The sequence below is a fragment of the Flavobacterium sp. CECT 9288 genome, assembly GCF_918731615.1.
Classification (GTDB): Bacteria; Bacteroidota; Bacteroidia; order Flavobacteriales; family Flavobacteriaceae; genus Flavobacterium.
This window is the reverse complement of sequence record NZ_OU957226.1, coordinates 1,276,540-1,294,248: the sequence shown is the minus strand read 5'-3', so window position 1 is coordinate 1,294,248 and position 17,709 is coordinate 1,276,540. Positions and strand designations below refer to the sequence as shown.

Annotated in this window: 12 protein-coding genes; 10 read left to right on the top strand and 2 right to left on the bottom strand. The window is 33.2% G+C overall.

Going from position 1 to position 17,709, the window contains the following annotated elements; all coding sequences use genetic code 11:
• Window positions 1-224: 224 nt before the first annotated feature.
• The 3 genes from LQ189_RS05570 (at window position 225) to LQ189_RS05560 (ending at window position 8,228) form a co-directional block, all read left to right on the top strand.
• On the top strand, window positions 225-644 hold the full coding sequence (locus tag LQ189_RS05570; protein ID WP_086453496.1) for a thioesterase family protein: 420 nt from the start codon (window positions 225-227) through the stop codon (window positions 642-644).
• 264 nt (window positions 645-908) lie between these two features.
• Window positions 909-5,870: a translocation/assembly module TamB domain-containing protein gene (locus LQ189_RS05565; RefSeq protein ID WP_230154864.1), complete on the top strand. Its 4,962-nt coding sequence runs from the start codon at window positions 909-911 to the stop codon at window positions 5,868-5,870.
• 63 nt (window positions 5,871-5,933) lie between these two features.
• Window positions 5,934-8,228, top strand: coding sequence for a BamA/TamA family outer membrane protein (locus LQ189_RS05560; RefSeq protein ID WP_230154862.1), 2,295 nt, complete (start codon window positions 5,934-5,936; stop codon window positions 8,226-8,228).
• 55 nt (window positions 8,229-8,283) lie between these two features.
• On the opposite strand, the gene LQ189_RS05555 is transcribed toward LQ189_RS05560, so the two are convergent.
• Window positions 8,284-10,791, bottom strand: a complete 2,508-nt coding sequence (locus LQ189_RS05555; protein ID WP_230154860.1) for a M14 family metallopeptidase — start codon at window positions 10,789-10,791, stop codon at window positions 8,284-8,286.
• Window positions 10,792-11,038: 247 nt separating this feature from the next.
• On the opposite strand from LQ189_RS05555, the gene LQ189_RS05550 reads away from it, so the two are divergent.
• The 3 genes from LQ189_RS05550 to LQ189_RS05540 all read left to right on the top strand — a co-directional run bounded on the left by LQ189_RS05550 (window position 11,039) and on the right by LQ189_RS05540 (window position 13,866).
• Window positions 11,039-12,466: an L-serine ammonia-lyase gene (locus LQ189_RS05550; RefSeq protein ID WP_230154858.1), complete on the top strand. Its 1,428-nt coding sequence runs from the start codon at window positions 11,039-11,041 to the stop codon at window positions 12,464-12,466.
• A 51-nt stretch (window positions 12,467-12,517) separates the two neighbouring features.
• On the top strand, window positions 12,518-13,504 hold the full coding sequence (locus LQ189_RS05545; RefSeq protein WP_230154856.1) for a fumarylacetoacetate hydrolase family protein: 987 nt from the start codon (window positions 12,518-12,520) through the stop codon (window positions 13,502-13,504).
• Window positions 13,505-13,695: 191 nt separating this feature from the next.
• Window positions 13,696-13,866: an LPXTG cell wall anchor domain-containing protein gene (locus tag LQ189_RS05540; RefSeq protein WP_230154855.1), complete on the top strand. Its 171-nt coding sequence runs from the start codon at window positions 13,696-13,698 to the stop codon at window positions 13,864-13,866.
• An 86-nt stretch (window positions 13,867-13,952) separates the two neighbouring features.
• Here the strand turns inward: LQ189_RS05540 and LQ189_RS05535 are convergent, their stop codons facing one another.
• Window positions 13,953-14,396, bottom strand: coding sequence for a 3-methyl-2-oxobutanoate hydroxymethyltransferase (locus LQ189_RS05535; protein WP_086453490.1), 444 nt, complete (start codon window positions 14,394-14,396; stop codon window positions 13,953-13,955).
• Between the two features lie 99 nt (window positions 14,397-14,495).
• Here LQ189_RS05535 and panB point away from each other — a divergent pair, with 99 nt between their 5' ends.
• The 4 genes from panB (at window position 14,496) to LQ189_RS05520 (ending at window position 17,684) form a co-directional block, all read left to right on the top strand.
• Window positions 14,496-15,314 carry a 3-methyl-2-oxobutanoate hydroxymethyltransferase gene (gene panB / locus LQ189_RS05530; protein WP_230154853.1) on the top strand — a complete coding sequence of 273 codons (819 nt, stop codon included), beginning with the start codon at window positions 14,496-14,498 and terminating at the stop codon, window positions 15,312-15,314.
• A gap of 54 nt (window positions 15,315-15,368) precedes the next feature.
• Window positions 15,369-15,509, top strand: a complete 141-nt coding sequence (locus tag LQ189_RS16245; protein WP_086453492.1) for a four helix bundle protein — start codon at window positions 15,369-15,371, stop codon at window positions 15,507-15,509.
• A 17-nt stretch (window positions 15,510-15,526) separates the two neighbouring features.
• Entirely contained in the window at window positions 15,527-16,216 is a 690-nt protein-coding gene (locus LQ189_RS05525; protein ID WP_230154852.1) for an RluA family pseudouridine synthase, read from the top strand.
• Between the two features lie 139 nt (window positions 16,217-16,355).
• Window positions 16,356-17,684 carry an aldehyde dehydrogenase gene (locus LQ189_RS05520; protein WP_230158636.1) on the top strand — a complete coding sequence of 443 codons (1,329 nt, stop codon included), beginning with the start codon at window positions 16,356-16,358 and terminating at the stop codon, window positions 17,682-17,684.
• The last annotated feature ends 25 nt before the right edge of the window (window positions 17,685-17,709 follow it).

Below are 17,709 nucleotides of genomic sequence, written 5' to 3'. Positions count from 1 at the left end.
CCCTCACCTCCACTGTCGTTGCGGTGAGGTCGTGCTGTACGTTCTCAATCTCCCGAGAAAAACGGGAGGATTTCCACTACCATCACTCACGCAAAACCACTTAAAAAGAACGTATTTCCTAAAAAAGTAAATTCAGGGTGTAATTGTAAAATAAGAATATGAATACTCTAAAAACTTTTTCGCACCTTAGCAATCCATTTTAAAAACAAAAACCCCGATTAAAAATGAGCGTATTTATAAAAGAATTGTCTTTTCGTTGGTCTGATCTTGATCCTAATTTTCATGTAAGACACAGTGCGTATTATGATTTTGGAGCACAACACCGTATTGAAATACTAGAAAGCCTTGGTTTAACCATGAAAGTAATGCAAGCACAGGGTTTTGGTCCAATTTTGTTTAGAGAAGAATGTGTTTTTAGAAAAGAAATCAAACTTTCAGACAAAATTGTCATGCATACCAGAAGCTCACAAGTCAATGAAGACGGCTCAAGATGGTCTATTATTCACGAGTTTAGAAATGATGCCGATCAAGTTTGTGCAACCATAACTGTTGATGGTGCTTGGATGGATATTAAACTGAGAAAATTAGCTTTGCCTACACCTGAATTGGCCAAAAAAGCTTTGAGTGTTTTTCCAAAAGAATAATACGTTCTTATCAAACACACTTTTTTTCCTTTGGGTGAAATACATTCTTAGAATATTTCACCCAAAGTATTTAAGCATAACGGTTACGTCTTAATCCTAAAAATGGGAATAGGAACAATTGCCATACTATTTTTTTGAAAGAATTATATAACTATTTTATACAATTATATAATGGTAATTGTTGTTTTGTAGCGATATTTGTAGACATTTATGTTTCTGCATTAGCACATACATCACATGGTTTTGATAGATAAAAAACTTCGTTTGAAAAAATATTTACAGCTTCTTTTAAAAGTGTTCCTCTGGACAGTTGGCTCCTTGATATCCCTATTTTTAATACTGTTTTTGGTGATACAAATTCCATCCGTTCAAAATTATGCCAAGAACAAAGCGGTGAACTATCTTGAAGGAAAAATCAAAACAAAGGTTGTGATTGACAGTCTAGAAATAGGGTTTCCAAAGAAAGTTATTTTAAAGGGCGTATACTTTGAAGACCAAAAAAAAGACACTCTTTTTGCTGGAGATACTCTTGCTGTAAACATCAGTTTATTTCAACTTATAAACAATAAAGTAGCCATAAATAGTGTTGATTTATCAGGTATTACGGCGCACATAAAAAAAGACAGCAAAGGAACTTTTAATTTTGACTACATTATTAAAGCCCTTGCATCTCAAGAAAAACAAAAGACTGATTCAGCCCCAATGGAATTCTCAGTAGAAGAAATTCAGTTGGATAGAATTAATTTTCACTATTCTGATGCTATTTCAAATAATGAAATTGCAACCTATCTCAATCATTTCAAAACTAGCATTAAAACATTTGATTTAAACCAAATGAACTTTGACATTCCTAAAATCAAGGTTAATGGTTTGCAATTCAAATTAATTCAAGGCATTGCTTCTACAAAAAAATCAGGCAAAGTAACAGAGAATAATGCAACAGAAAATCCTTTGAAATTAAAATTTGGTGATGTAGACCTTGGTAAAATAAAAATTGAATACAAAAGCCATGAATCTAAATTGGCTACCAATATCTACGTGAAAAAATTGATCACCAAAGTAGATAAAATAGACTTGAACAATCAATATGCTATTTTAGAAAACTTAGAGTTAACTGGTGTTGAAGGTGCTTTAGAATTAGGTAAAATAAAAAAAATAGTTACCCAAAATACAATGCCTTCAAAAACCGCAAACAATTGGGATGTAAAAGTAAAAAAGAGTGTTTTTAAGAGAATCAATTTTAAATATGATAACAATAACGTTGCTTTTACTCCAAAAGGATTAGACTACAATCATTTAGATATCAAAAACTTGAATCTAGACCTAGAAGTTCTCAATTACAACGCTGAAAACATAGCAGGTGAACTCAAATCTTTATCTGCAAGAGATAAAAGCGGATTGAATATTACGGAGCTAAACGGTGACTTTTTTTATGGGAGTAAAAATGCTTTTATCAAAAATTTGTATTTAAAAACTCCTCAAACCGAAATAAAGAATGAAATACAAATAGGATATTCATCTCTTGCTACTATTTCAAAAAATATTGGAGATTTGAGTTTGATAGCAAACCTTACCAAAAGTAGTATTGGTTTTCAAGATATTCTGTTATTTGTTCCTAATTTAGCTTCTACAAATCCATTTAAAAGTAATCCAAAAGCAGTCATTTCTATAAACGGAAAGGTAAAAGGAAAAGTAAAAAATATAACAATTCCGTCAATGGAAATCAGCGGAATAGGCTCAACCTCACTGGCAGCAAGCGGTACAATAATTGGTTTACCAAATGTTGATAAAACCTACTTTGACATTAATATTAAAAAATTTCAGTCTGGTCAAAAAGACATCAATAATTTTGTAGCCAAAGGAACTATTCCTAACACCATTCAATTACCTGCAAGAATGACTGTTACAGGTACTTTTAAGGGAACTATTGCTACTTTTTTGACTGATTTGAAGCTCATAAGTAGTTATGGAAATGCAAATATCAAAGCCAAATTTGATCAAAGTCGCAAAAACTTTGAAAAATATGATGCCAAAGCTGATTTTGTAAACTTTGATTTGGGAAAATTTATCAAGAACGACTCCATTGGTAAAATCACCCTAAAAACCACTATCAAAGGTACTGGTTTCAACCCAAAAACAGCAACAGTAGCTCTTAATGCAAGTATTCAAAAAGCGTATTTTAACAAGTATACGTATAAAAATATAGCTATAAAAGGGTCTGTCAAAAAAGGTAATTTTAACGCTACAGCAGTGGCTAGAGACCCTAATTTGACATTTAATTTAGTAGGTAATGGTAGATTTCAAGATAAATATCCATCCGGAAAAATAAAATTAAATGTAGATATTGCTGATTTAGAAAAACTGAATTTACATGCGGGACCTTTAAAAATTCGAGGTATTGTAGATGCAGACATCCAATCGGGGGATTTAGATTATCTAAATGGTTCATTAACTGCTCATCACATTAATGTTACCAATGCCAAAGAAAACTATACTATTGATTCTATTCAAGTTCATGCAATAGCAACCGCTCAAAAAAATTCTATTGAAGTTAAAGCACCTTTCATGGATGCGTTTTTAGAAGGGAAATACAAATTATCAAAAATAGGAACTGCTGTTACCAACTCGATTGCTGCTTATTACGATACGACTCCTAAAAAAGCGAAAAAGAATACTAAAGAAAATCAGCAATTTGATTTTAAGGTTCAAATCAAGGATAGCCCAATTGTGATGCAATTGATTCCTCAAATTAAAAGTCTTGAACCGATAACTATTACAGGTAATTACAACAGTGTAAATGATTCGATTGTGCTAAATGGTGCCATTCCAAAACTAGTTTATGAGAGCATTACTGTTACAAACGCTACCTTAAAACTGGATACACAAGATAAAAAGTTGCTTTATAATTTTATTGTTGATGATATCCAAAACGAACAGTTTGAGCTTCCGCATACAGAGCTAACTGGGGATATTCAAAATAACATCATAACGTATGCACTTCAGTTAAAAAACACTAAAGAAGAAGAAGAACGCTACCTCATTGCAGGTACTGTTCAATCTCAAAATGGTGGTACAGAAATACGATTGAATCCTGATAAATTAATTTTGAATTATGAACCGTGGACCATTGATAAAGAAAACGTAGTTAGCAGTTTAACTAAAGGCTTGTTTATTAATAATTTTAATCTTAAAAACAACGGAAGTACCATTCAAGTTCAATCAGAATCTAATTTGGCAAACGCGCCAGTACAAGTCAATTTTAAGGAGTTTGATATCAACACCATTACAAGTTTTGTGGAGAAAAAGGACTTACAACTTAGTGGAAAAATCAATGGAACGGCAGAAATAAGAAATATAAACACATCACCCCTTTTCACTTCTGATTTAAGTGTTGAGAATTTTACCTTCAAAAAAGATACTATTGGCAATGTAAAACTTCAAGTAAAAAACACCATTACAAATCAGTATGATGCCATCGTAGAAATCACAGGTCAAGGGAATCAAGTAAATCTAGAGGGGAATTATAAAACTACCAACAGTAGTTTTGATATGAATTTAATTATTGATAAATTAAATCTTAAAAGTATTCAAGGATTTACTTTAAATAATCTAACGGAAAGTACTGGTTTTTTAAACGGAAAATTATCGATTACGGGAAGTGCAAGCCAACCTAATGTACAAGGTGAAATCGGTTTTAACGATGTTGGTTTTAAGGTTACCCCACTTAATGCCAAATTCAAATCTATTAATGATAAAATAGTTTTTCAACCCAACACAATTGTTTTTGAAACCTTTACCATAAAGGATGAAAATGACAATGATTTGAACGTTAACGGTACAATTGACACCTCCACTTTTAGTAATTTCGGATTTAATCTAACCGTTGATGCTAAAAATTTTAAAGCAGTAAATTCAAAAGCAAAAGACAATGATTTATACTACGGTGAATTATTTCTGGATAACAACATCAGGATAGCTGGTAGTATTGATAATCCAATAATTGATGGTACAATAAAAATCAATAAGGACACCAAGTTTACCATTGTATTACCACAATCTGATCCCTCCATTGCTGATCGAGAGGGAATTGTTGAATTTATTGATCAAGATAATCCTCAAATAATTACGAATACAAATCTTGAAACTATAAGTAGTGAATCAACCGTAAAAGGTATTAATGCATCAGTAAATATTGAGATAGATAAAGATGCAGAGCTTTCACTGGTTATTGACAAAGCAAATGGAGATTATTTAAAATTAAAAGGCGAGGCTCAATTAACTGGCGGCATAGATGCATCAGGGAAAACGAACTTAACAGGTCGATATGAGTTGAATGAAGGAAGCTACGAAATGAATTTTAACGGTATTAAACGAAAATTCAATATCAAAGAAGGTAGTTACATTTTATGGACTGGCGAACCAACTAGTGCAGATATTAATATTACAGCTATTTATAAAACTAATGCTGCGCCTATTGATTTAGTAAACGATCAATTGGGTGACATAACAGCTACGGTAAGAAATACATACAAAGAAAAAATTCCTTTTGAAACAGCCCTAAAAATGAATGGCGAACTAATGAAACCCAACATTTCATTTGATATCATTTTACCTGATGGCAACAACAATGTTTCTACTGAAATTATTAATACCACTCAAGCTAAACTTAGTCAATTAAGAGAACAACAAGATGAGTTGAACAAGCAAGTTTTTGCGTTGTTGTTATTAAATCGTTTTATTGGGGAGAATCCTTTTACTAATGAAAACGGTGGTACAACCGTTTCTTCATTAGCTAGAGAAAGCGCTAGCAAAATTTTATCGCAACAACTCAACAACTTGGCAGGAGATTTAATTCAAGGTATCGAATTGAATTTTGATTTAAATACAACTGAAGATTTCACATCAGGACAACGTCAAAACAAAACTGATTTGAGTGTAGGTGTTTCCAAAAAACTACTCAATGACCGACTCAAAATAACCGTAGGAAGTAGTTTTGGTATTGAAGGTTCTCAACAAGCCAATCAAAATGCAAATAATATTGCAGGTGATGTTTCTATTGATTATCAACTTACAAAAGATGGAAGATATAAAGTAAGGGCTTATCGTGTCAATAAATACCAAGTAGCACTTCAAGGTGAAGTTGTAGAAACAGGAGTTGCATTTGTAATCACAATGGATTACAACAAGTTCAGTGAATTGTTTCGAAAAAATGCATCAAAAAAATAATTTCAAATAATAAATAAAGCTGATTTATTTCAAATGACTTTATTTACTTCATACCCTATCACAATGAAAAGCAAAGGTGTTTTTAACTTAATAATTTTATTTTTTTTACTTCAATCGTGCAGTAACACTCGCTTTTTACCCGAAGGTGAATTGTTGTATACAGGTGCCGATGTTACTATTGAAAAAAATGACAGTACTAAGAAATCCAGAAAAGAACTCAAAAACAATTTAGAAGCACTAGTAAGACCCAAGCCCAATAAATCTTTATTAGGATTAAAACCAAAATTATACATTTATAACCTTGCTGGAACTCCAAAAAAAGAAAAAGGCTTGAGATACTGGCTTAAAAATAAAGTGGGAGAACCGCCTGTATTATATAGCCAAGTTGATTTAGAGTATAACAAAAGTGTCTTGCAAAACTACATTGAAAATAATGGATACTTTAACGGAAAAAGCAGAGCCGATTCAACACGTGTTGATAAAAAAGCTAGCGCTACATACACGGTAACTACAGGAAAACAGTATACAATTAATGAAGTTAAGTTCCCAATAGACTCCTCAAAAATAGGAATTGAAATACGCAATACGCAACGACGATCCTTATTAAAAAAAGGAGATCCATACAGTTTAGAACAAATAAAAGAGGAACGAAATAGGATTGATGCTAGATTAAAAGAAAAAGGTTTTTTTTACTTTAATCCTGATAATATTATTGTTCAAGTAGACTCAACTGTTGCAAAAAATAAAGTAGACCTTATTGTTAAAGTCAAGTCTGATGCATCTAAACTTGCAACAACACCCTACAAAATAAATAAAATAGTAGTGTTTTCTAATTATACTCTTGATACTGAAAACAAAGCCCTAAAAATTGATACCATTAAAAAACAAAATGGACTCGCTATTATTGATCCCGAAAATTTATTTAAACCCCGCATTTTTGATAGGGCTTTGTATTTTAAAAAAGAGGATTTATACAACCGTACCAATCATAATCTATCCTTAAACAGACTTGTTAATCTTGGCGTTTTTAAATTTGTAAAAAATCAATTCAAAGTTTCGGATACTATAGGAAATTATCTTGATGCTTATTATTATCTAACACCTTTACCTAGAAAATCTATTCAATTAGAGCTTTTGGGTAAAACCAATTCAGCTAATTATACTGGGACAGAATTAAACCTAAACTGGAGTAATCGCAACACTTTTAGAGGTGCTGAGTTGCTAACTATTTCAGCATTTGGTGGTGTTGAAGTACAAGTTTCTGGACAAAATAATGGCTTTAATGTATATCGTTTTGGTACTGAAGCTAATTTAATTTGGCCAAGAATTATCGCTCCTTTTAAATTTAAGTCACCTTCAGGTTTTGTACCAAAAACGAAAGCCACAATAGGCTATGAGTTTCAAAATAGAACAAAACTATATTCTCTGCAAACCTTCAAAGCCTCTTTTGGATACCTTTGGAAAGAAAATGAAAGAAAAGAACACCAACTTAATGTTAGTGAAATAACATACGCGAGCCCTCAGAATGTTACCGAATTGTACTTAGAAAAAATTGCAGAAAATCCATCTTTAAATAAAGTAATCGAAAAACAATTGATTTTTGGTCCTACCTATTCTTATACGTATACCAATACTACTCAAAAACGTAGAAAAAATACGTTCTACTATAAAGGTACCGTTGATTTAGCTGGAAATATTGCAGGATTAGCCACAGGTGCAAATGCAAAAAAAGAAGACCCAATTACCGTATTTGATGTTCCTTTTAGTCAATTTATAAAAATAGAAAATGACTTTAGGCATTATTATAAATTTTCAGAAAATTCCCAATTGGCAACCAGAATCATTGCGGGCGCAGGTATTGCATACGGAAATTCAAGAGAAATGCCTTTTATTAAACAATTCTTCATTGGCGGAACCAATAGTTTACGTGCTTTTAGAGCTCGATCTGTAGGACCAGGAAGTTTTAAAAATGAAAACCAAAATATAAATTCTTTTTTACCCGATCAATCAGGTGACATTAAGCTCGAGTTCAATACAGAATATCGCGCACAAATTTATGGACTCGTAAAGGGAGCTTTGTTTATTGATGCAGGAAACATTTGGTTATTACGTGAAAATACAGAAAAACCAGGCGCTAAATTTTCGAATAAATTTATGAGTGAAATGGCCGTTGGAGCGGGTGCCGGATTACGCTTCGATTTGTCTTTTTTAGTATTGCGTACGGATCTTGCTTTTCCTTTACGAAAACCAAATTTACCCTCAGAGAACCGTTGGGTTATAGACCAAATCAATTTTAGTAGTGGTCCTTGGAGAAAAGAAAATTTAATTTTCAACTTAGCTATTGGTTATCCATTTTAATAAACAAAAAAAGCACGAATCATCGTGCTTTTTTTGTAAAAAGATATTCTTGTGATTAATCCACAAGAAATAGTGCATTACTAAATAAGAGGATTCCATTTTCCCAGAAACCTCTAAACAAGGGATTGTCAATCATGTATATAACGGAACCAGCCCCTTTTGATTCTACTGCAAAACTTACAGTATTATTTAGTTTTTTCTTGATTTTATTACCTACAAATCCGTAACTTTTGTAATCAGTAGGAACATATATTACATTAGATGCATTTTTTAATAATGAATAGCGTTTGTCATCTGTTTTTAAACTAAAATAACGTTCCCCAAGACCAAAACTTAAAGGATGTGATTGATCTAATTTATTCTCAATAATTGCTCCTGGAATTGCTTTAGAAATAAACCTACGCTCTGTATTTTGATAATCAAGTGTTCGTTCTAATAAAACATCTTCATCAGCCTCTTTTTCTGCTAAAAGTTTTTCTTCTTCTGTTGCAAATGGTGTCAAAGCGTAACCTTCTTTTCCATCAAAAAGGGAAATAGCATTATTCATGGCAATCACTTTTCCGCCATTGTTAATCCATTCTGATATTTTTTTCTGCTGTGCCTCAGTAAAATCATAATATCCATCTGCTAAAATCAGTGTGTTATATGAAGCTAAATTCAATCTGTTAAAATTATTGGTTTCAACTACGCTTACCGGATAGCCCAGTGTCTCTTGCATATAATACCAAGTGGCTCCAAACTCTGTAGGACTCACTCCTTTTCCAGAAAATAATACCACTTTCGGAGCTTTTAAAAGACTAAAATTTTCACCACCAACATCTCTAGCATTCGATGAAAAACCCGTTGAAATAGTATTAAAATCAGATTTGTCTTTGATTAAATTAGAAATGGTTTGTTCAAAATTTTGAATTTGAGGATTGTCCGTTTTGGTCACTATTAATCCTCCTGGAGCTACAGTAACAGCGCCAAAAATGGCTTCTTTTGCAGCTGTCCTAACTTTAATATTATTTTGATGTAAAACTGATAAAACTTGCGCTGAAACTCTGTTATTCCACGGAATATGAAAAGCATATACATTTTTTGAAACTTCACGAACTGGAGTTTCTACAGATGTCTTCGTTGAAATGGCAATCTCATTTTTTACAGCATAACCCTGAACACCATAAGCGAGTGGCAAAGCCCAAGCCGTTATATCATAGGATAAACTATCATTTAGTTTTTGATTGGGTTCAAAAAGAATTTGTGTCAATACCGCCTTTGGTTGATCCACTTTAACAATTAAATCATTAGGTTCTATTGTAAAACTGGTTTCCTTCTTTGTGGAATAATTGTAACCTGATGTTTTTGCACTTGCTGCAGCAAAACTAAACTCAATTTTGTTTTTTGAAAGTAAATCAGTCATTTGAACTAATTTTGGATTGCTTTTCATAACATAGGTTTTGTAAGCTCCCTTAACTGTTTTTCTGGAATTGTTCATAAATCCACGAAAACCCTTTAGTAATTCCTCTGCTTTATTAGAAGCCGACTCGACTACTGTTAAAACCGCAGTTGCATGATGCGCTACTCTATCTCTAATGGTCAATATAGATCCATTACTCATTTGTACCGCGCGCCCAGCTCCTATTCCGCCTTGTTCTAGCGTCATACCCACAGCTCCGTTGTACGTAGGATAAGTATCGCCGTAACTTGGGTAAAACAAGTCAAAACGTTCTCCGGTGTTGTACATCCAGTTTTGCGCATCAAATTTTTTAGAAATATTTTGACCTAAAGTTTGGTGAAAATCCCGCTGATATTTTTCAATAAATTCATGCAAAGGCTCAGCAGATGGAGGGAAAAAATAAGGAGAGTCATACCCCATTTCATGCACATCAGTATGCACTTGAGGCATCCACTGGTGGTACAAAGCAATGCGTTGTTGTGATTCCAGCTGAGTTTGCCAAGCCCAATCTCTATTTAAATCAAAAAGATAATGATTGAATCTTCCGCCTGGCCAATCCTCCATGTGTTCTCTATCAGATAGTTCCGGATGTGTTTTCTTTCCGGAAATTTCTCTTAACCAATTCCCGTATCGAGAATATCCATCGGGATTAATACACGGGTCTAAAATTACAATGGTATTCTCTAACCATTTTTTGGTTGTTGTATTAGAAGGATTTAGCAATTCATAAGCAACAGTCATCGCACTTTCTGTTCCAGCAAATTCATTGCCATGAACATTAAAACTCAACCAGACAATGACTTTATCACCTACAGTTTGATTTTTCTTTGGCGAAAGCCCAATTGATGCCAGATTATTAGTTCTGATTTCTTCAAGATTTGCCAAGTTTTCTGGGGTTGAAATATAGTACACATTTAAATCTCTTTGCTCAGCCGTTACTCCGTATTTATGTTTTACAATGGCAGAAGAATTATCAGTAAGCTGTTTAAAATAGTTTTCAACTTGATGGTACTGCGAAATTTGCTTGCCATAGTTAGGTAAAAATTGCTCAGGAGATTGAATTTGAGCATACGCTTGCAGAACCATTGCTGCACTGAACAAAACTGAAAAAATGATTTTTTTCATAGAATTAAAATTAGTTATGCTCCAAATTTAGCTATAAAATTAGTTTTCTACAATGTACTTTTAATTTCGGAAAAGAAAAATAGATAATGACTATTGTCCCAAAAAATATCGAAATTTAGGATGTTTCAATTTTGATAAAAATGAATAAAAACTACATTCTCATTGTTAAAAAAGCACTTTTAAGAGTTCAAAAATTCGTTTCGTTGCAACATTCTATTATATTTGCAGTAAACAAAATTAAATCTAGATGGAAGAATGTATCTCTGTTTTTGACATGCTAAAGATTGGTGTTGGTCCTTCAAGTTCTCATACATTAGGGCCTTGGAGAGCAGCTGAACGCTTTTTAGAAGAACTAAGAACTGAAAATTTACTCTCAGCTGTGACTCGTGTACAAATTGATTTATACGGTTCACTTTCCTTAACGGGAAGAGGCCATGCAACAGATCTAGCAGTCATGCTAGGATTAAGTGGCCAAGATCCAGAATACATTCCCGTTGAAAATATCGATAGCATCATTAAATCCATCGAAAATAAAAACGAAATCAATTTAGGGAACGAAAAAAACATTCCTTTCTATTTTTTACAAGACATTGTTTTCAATAAAAACTTCCTTCCCTTTCATGCAAATGGGTTGACCTTTACCGCATTTCTTACTAACGATTCAAATTACACAGCAACATTTTATTCCATAGGTGGTGGTTTTGTTGTAAAAGAAGAACGTACCAATGCTAAAAAGAAAACACAGGTAAAATGTGCTTTTCCCTATCCAATTGATAAGGCATCTGAATTGCTAGAAATTTGTACCAAGGAAAAAAAATCAATCTCAGAAATAGTATTTGAGAATGAGAAATCAATGCGTACTGAGGAGGTAATTGATCATGAACTCATGCGTATTTGGAAAACCATGCTAGAATGCATGCACATCGGTTGCCACTCTGAGGGAATTCTACCAGGCGGACTCAATGTACGCAGACGCGCCTTTGATATGCATCAAAATTTAATTGGATTGGCAAATTATGATTCGCCACAATCTTGGTTAGAAGAAATCAGAAAAACGGAGGTGAAATTTCGACAAATTTTAAAATGGGTTTCTTGTTTTGCACTGGCCGTAAATGAAGTCAATGCAGCTTTAGGTCGCGTAGTTACTGCCCCTACAAATGGTAGTTCTGGAGTAATTCCAGCAGTTTTAATGTACTATTTAGTAATAGAAAATCATAACGCAGGTAATAAAGAAATCAAACAATTCTTGATGGTGGCTGGCGAAATAGGCAGTATTTTCAAGAAAGGTTCCACAATATCAGCTGCTATGGGTGGCTGTCAAGCAGAAATAGGAGTATCATCAGCTATGGCAGCGGCGGCACTTTGTGAAGTAATGGGTGGCACACCTGAACAAGTACTTATGGCTGCCGAAATTGCAATGGAACATCACTTAGGTTTAACTTGTGACCCAATAGGAGGCTTGGTTCAAATTCCGTGTATTGAGCGCAATACTATGGGAGCCATAAAAGCCATTAATGCTGCTGAACTAGCTCTTGAAACTGATCCAAAGAATGCAAAAGTTCCATTGGATAAAGTAGTTGACACGATGTGGGAAACTGCCAAGGACATGAATAATAAATACAAAGAAACATCTGAAGGTGGACTTGCCATTGCAGTAAACATGGCCGATTGTTAACCTTGAAATAAATATTTAAGCTACAATAATAAACTCATAAACAAAATCTAAATGAAATTAGCTTCAATTGACAATAAAACCAGAGATGGACAATTAGTTGTTGTAAATAAAGATTTAACAAAAGCAGTTACAGTACCAGAAATTGCAGCAACAATGCAAGACGCAATTGATAACTGGAAAGAAACAGAAACTAAATTAGAAAGTGTTTATAATGACTTAAACTTAGATAAGTTGCCTAATGCTTTTCACTTTTCTTCTGTTAGAGTCTTAGCGCCAATTCCTCGAGCGTATCATTGGGCTGACGGGAGTGCTTATGTCACTCACGTAGAACTAGTCCGAAAGGCTAGAAATTCTGAATTACCAGAATCTTTTTGGACAGATCCTTTAATGTATATGGGAGCTTCTGACGCATTTATTGGAGCGAATGATGATATTGAAATCGAAAATGAAGATTGGGGTATTGACTTTGAATCCGAAGTAGCTGTTATTACAGATGATGTTCCTGCAGGAACTAATTCAGAAGATGCTTTAAAACATATTAAGTTAATCACCATTATAAACGATGTATCCTTACGTAATTTAATACCAAATGAGCTTTCCAAACAATTTGGGTTCTATCAATCTAAACCTTGGACATCATTTGCTCCTGTGGTTGTAACTCCAAATGAACTTGCTGACAGCTGGAAAAATGGAAAACTTCATTTGCCACTACATTCAACCTTAAATGGAAATCTTATTGGTTCGCCAAATGCTGGGATTGATATGACTTTTGACTTTGGTCAATTAGTTGCACATGCTTCTAAAACTCGTTCATTAATGGCTGGAACAATTATTGGCTCAGGAACAGTTGCAAATCAAGGAAGTCTCGATGGTTCTAGCTGTCTAGCAGAGGTTAGATGTTTAGAAATAATAAAGGATGGAAAAGCCTCTACTCCATTTATGAGTTTTGGGGACAGAATAGAAATTGAAATGAAAGATAATGATGGGAAGTCAATTTTTGGTAAAATAAATCAAATTATAAAAGAGTATAAAAAATAACTGTTGTAAAAAGGCATTTGGCAAGTTTGGGTTTTAGATATAATTTAAAGATGATTTTTGTTCTTTTCAAAGTTTCGTATTAAATTATAAATAGGTTTTCATAATTCCAAACTTGCCAAGCGCCGAAACAGCGCGTTACTTTTGAGACAATCTACATTATACTTTCTCATATATTAATCCCCATCAAAATCATGAAAATCAATTGGATACTACTTATTGGATTAGCTATAGCGATTCTAGTTTTAATTTATTTTTTGATAAGAAAAAACAATAAAGACAAAGAAGACTATACTAATTTCTTAAACCAAGATTTTAAAAAACAAGATGAACAAGAATCCGACTTAAACGATGAAAGTTACTAAGCATTCCCTTTTTTGAACTGCAATTTTAATTGATCCTACTTTCTATTTGAGTACCATTCGACCAGAAAAATTCTCAAAAACATCTATTATTTTCGGCGAGTATCAATTAAATGAATGATTTTCCAATTTGAAGTTACTGCAATCTGATCTTTAAACAAAGTGAATGAATTAACTCCTTTGTGACTCAGTTTACCGTTACTGTAAAATTCATAAGGTGTCCATACGTGTGCTAAACTTCCTTCTATTTGAACTGAATAAGACAATATTTTTTCATGAAATACAGTTCCTTTTGGAATATTGGCTATTGCTATAAAAAACGCATCTGGATCGCTATTCTCTAATTTAGCACTTCCTTCTTTCTCTGAAATGGTTTGTAAAATCATTTTTTTATCACAAAGAGATTTTAACGTCATCGTATCTTTGGCATGAAAAGCCAAGAAAAATTTTTCAATTGCATTTTGCGCTTCCTTATTTTGTGCTTGAATACAGTTACTTACAGTTAGAAATAATAATACAATAATAGTTCTCATAGCAGATGATTTACGAGTTTTTGAATAAAAAAACTTTAGTTAGACATTAAAGAATAAAAATATTCATTTTAGTACCTTTACAAACTTAAATATAAAATTATGTCTGTAGCTAAAAAAGATTATAAAAGAATTACAACTAAATCGTTGATTGAAATGAAAGCCAATGGCGAAAAAATTTCAATGCTAACAGCTTATGATTTTACAATGGCAAAAATTGTAGATACAGCAGGAATTGATGTGATTCTTGTAGGTGATTCGGCATCAAATGTAATGGCGGGTCATGAAACTACATTGCCAATTACACTTGACCAAATGATTTATCATGCTTCATCTGTAGTGCGCGCCATAGAAAGAGCACTTGTTGTGGTTGATTTACCTTTTGGAAGTTATCAATCAGATCCAAAAGAAGCCTTACGATCTGCTATTAGAATCATGAAAGAAAGCGGCGGTCATGCCGTAAAACTTGAAGGTGGTAAAGAAATAAAAGACTCCATAAAAAAAATATTGAATGCTGGAATTCCGGTTATGGGACATTTAGGTCTTACGCCGCAATCCATCTATAAATTTGGTACATATACCGTTCGTGCTAAAGAAGAAGAGGAAGCGGATAAACTAATTGAGGATGCTCAATTACTTGAAAAATTAGGCTGTTTTGCATTAGTTCTTGAAAAAATACCTGCCCATTTAGCCGAAAAAGTAGCGCAAAGCATTTCTATTCCAGTTATCGGTATTGGTGCGGGCGGTGGTGTAGACGGCCAAGTACTTGTAATTCATGACATGCTAGGAATGAATAATGAATTTAGTCCACGTTTTTTAAGACGCTATATGGATTTATACCAAGAAATGACAGCTGCTATAGGACAATATGTTGCCGATGTAAAGTCAAGTGATTTTCCTAATGCAAACGAACAATATTAAGTAGAGACCACATAGATTATCAGACTATTTAGATTGTTTGAATAAAAAAATGAAATGCATCGATTTAAGGATTTAGAAATTTGGAAAAAAAGTAGATTTTTTTGTTCAAAAATTTACACAGTGACTTCCTCTTTTCCTAACGAAGAAAAATTTGGACTAACAAAGTCCAACTTGTCTAAAAATCTAATAATCTAACAATCTAAAAAATCCAAATGAAAATAGTTTCTGATAAAAATAACTTACAAATTCTACACGAAGACAACCACTTAATTGTGGTGAACAAACGTGTAGGCGATATTGTGCAAGGCGATAAAACGGGTGACAAACCTTTGTCTGATGTGGTTAAAGAATACATCAAAGACAAGTACAACAAACCAGGAGAAGTCTTTCTTGGAGTGGTACATAGACTTGACAGACCTACAACTGGGATTGTAGTTTTTGCAAGAACCAGCAAAGCATTGACTAGAATGAACGAGCTTTTTAGCAATAGAGAGACTCAAAAAACCTATTGGTGTGTGGTTAAAAACAAACCCTTACATGATACGGATAAACTCGTGCACTATCTTAAAAGAAACGAAAAAAACAACAGCTCAAAAGCACATTTAAAAGAAGTTCCTGACAGCAAATTAGCTAGTTTAGATTATAAAATCATCAAGGAACTCAATAATTATTATGCTCTAGAAATAAATCTTCATACTGGCAGACACCACCAAATTAGAGCGCAACTCGCTGCCATAAATACGCCCATAAAAGGAGATTTAAAATATGGTTTTGACAGAAGCAATCCAGACGGTGGAATTCATTTGCACGCCCGAAAATTAGTATTCACCCACCCAGTCTCTAAAGAAGTAACTACTATTATTGCTCCCACACCAGATGATGTTATATGGAATGCTATTTAAAAAGCATTCATTAACTTTAAAGCGTAACAAATTTTATATTTGAACTACTAACACCAATAGAAGAATCTTGTAGATTTCTATGATGAAGACCTCTTGCGCTATTTTGTTTCTAAAAGAATACTATAATTTTAAAATCTAAATTGTGAATCAATCCGACATAAGTACTCGTAAAGAATCTTTAAAAAAATTATTGCAAGCCATCATAAACAATGAAGAGGCAATAATAAAAGCTTTGTATGATGATTTTAAAAAGCCAGCTTTTGAGGCCGTTTTAACTGAAACTAATTATGTTATCAGCGACTTAAAAGAAACTATTAAAAATATAAATTCTTGGGCAAAGCCAAAAAAAGTTAGATCATCCATACTTAATTTTCCTTCATCAGATTATATATATAGTGAACCTTATGGACATGTTTTGATTTTGGCTCCTTGGAATTATCCTTTTCAACTCGCCTTATGTCCTCTTGTAGCAGCTGTAGCCGCAGGAAATAAAGTAACACTAAAACCCTCTGAGCTTACTCCTAATACATCACACATCATTTCAAAAATTATTAGCGAAACTTTTGCCGTAAAAGATGTCGTTGTCATAACTGGTGATGCTACAGTGGCAACACAATTATTGAGCAAACGTTGGGATTATATTTTTTTCACAGGAAGTGTAGCTGTAGGGAAAATTGTTGCTCAAGCCGCTGCTGTTCATCTTACGCCGGTTACCTTAGAACTAGGAGGAAAAAGCCCTTCTATTGTAGATGAAACGGCTGATTTAGAGCTTAGCGCGCGCCGAATTGTATGGGGAAAAATCATCAATGCTGGACAAACCTGTGTAGCACCTGATTATATTTTGGTTCACCAAAAAGTAAAAAAAGAATTCACAACTTATTTGATTCAAGAAATTGAAAAAGCACTAGGCACAAATCCTGAGCAATCACCAGACTTTGCTCGAATTGTAAATTTAAAAAACTGGCAGCGATTAAATGATTTATTAAGTAATGAAACCATTATATACGGAGGACAGACAAATAAAGACACCCTATACATTTCCCCTACTTTACTAGACGAACCTAAAAGTACAAGTCCAGTAATGAATGAAGAAATTTTTGGTCCAATATTACCTATCTTATCTTTCCAAAACAAAACTGATGTAGAAAAGGTAATTAAAAGTTTTGAAAAACCTCTAGCGCTCTACATTTTTAGTACTAATAAATCATTCACTGATGAAATACTTCAAAAATATTCATTTGGTGGAGGTTGTGTCAATGACACCGTTGTACATCTTGTAAACAATAGATTGCCATTTGGTGGTGTAGGTAATTCAGGAATGGGTGCCTATCACGGAAAATTAAGTTTTGATATATTTTCACATAAAAAAGCAATTGTAAAGCGCGGCACATGGCTTGACTTACCAATTCGTTATGCACCATACAATGAAAAACTAAAAACAATCAGAAAGATTTTAAAACTAATTTAAAAGTATAAAACCATAAAACCAATCA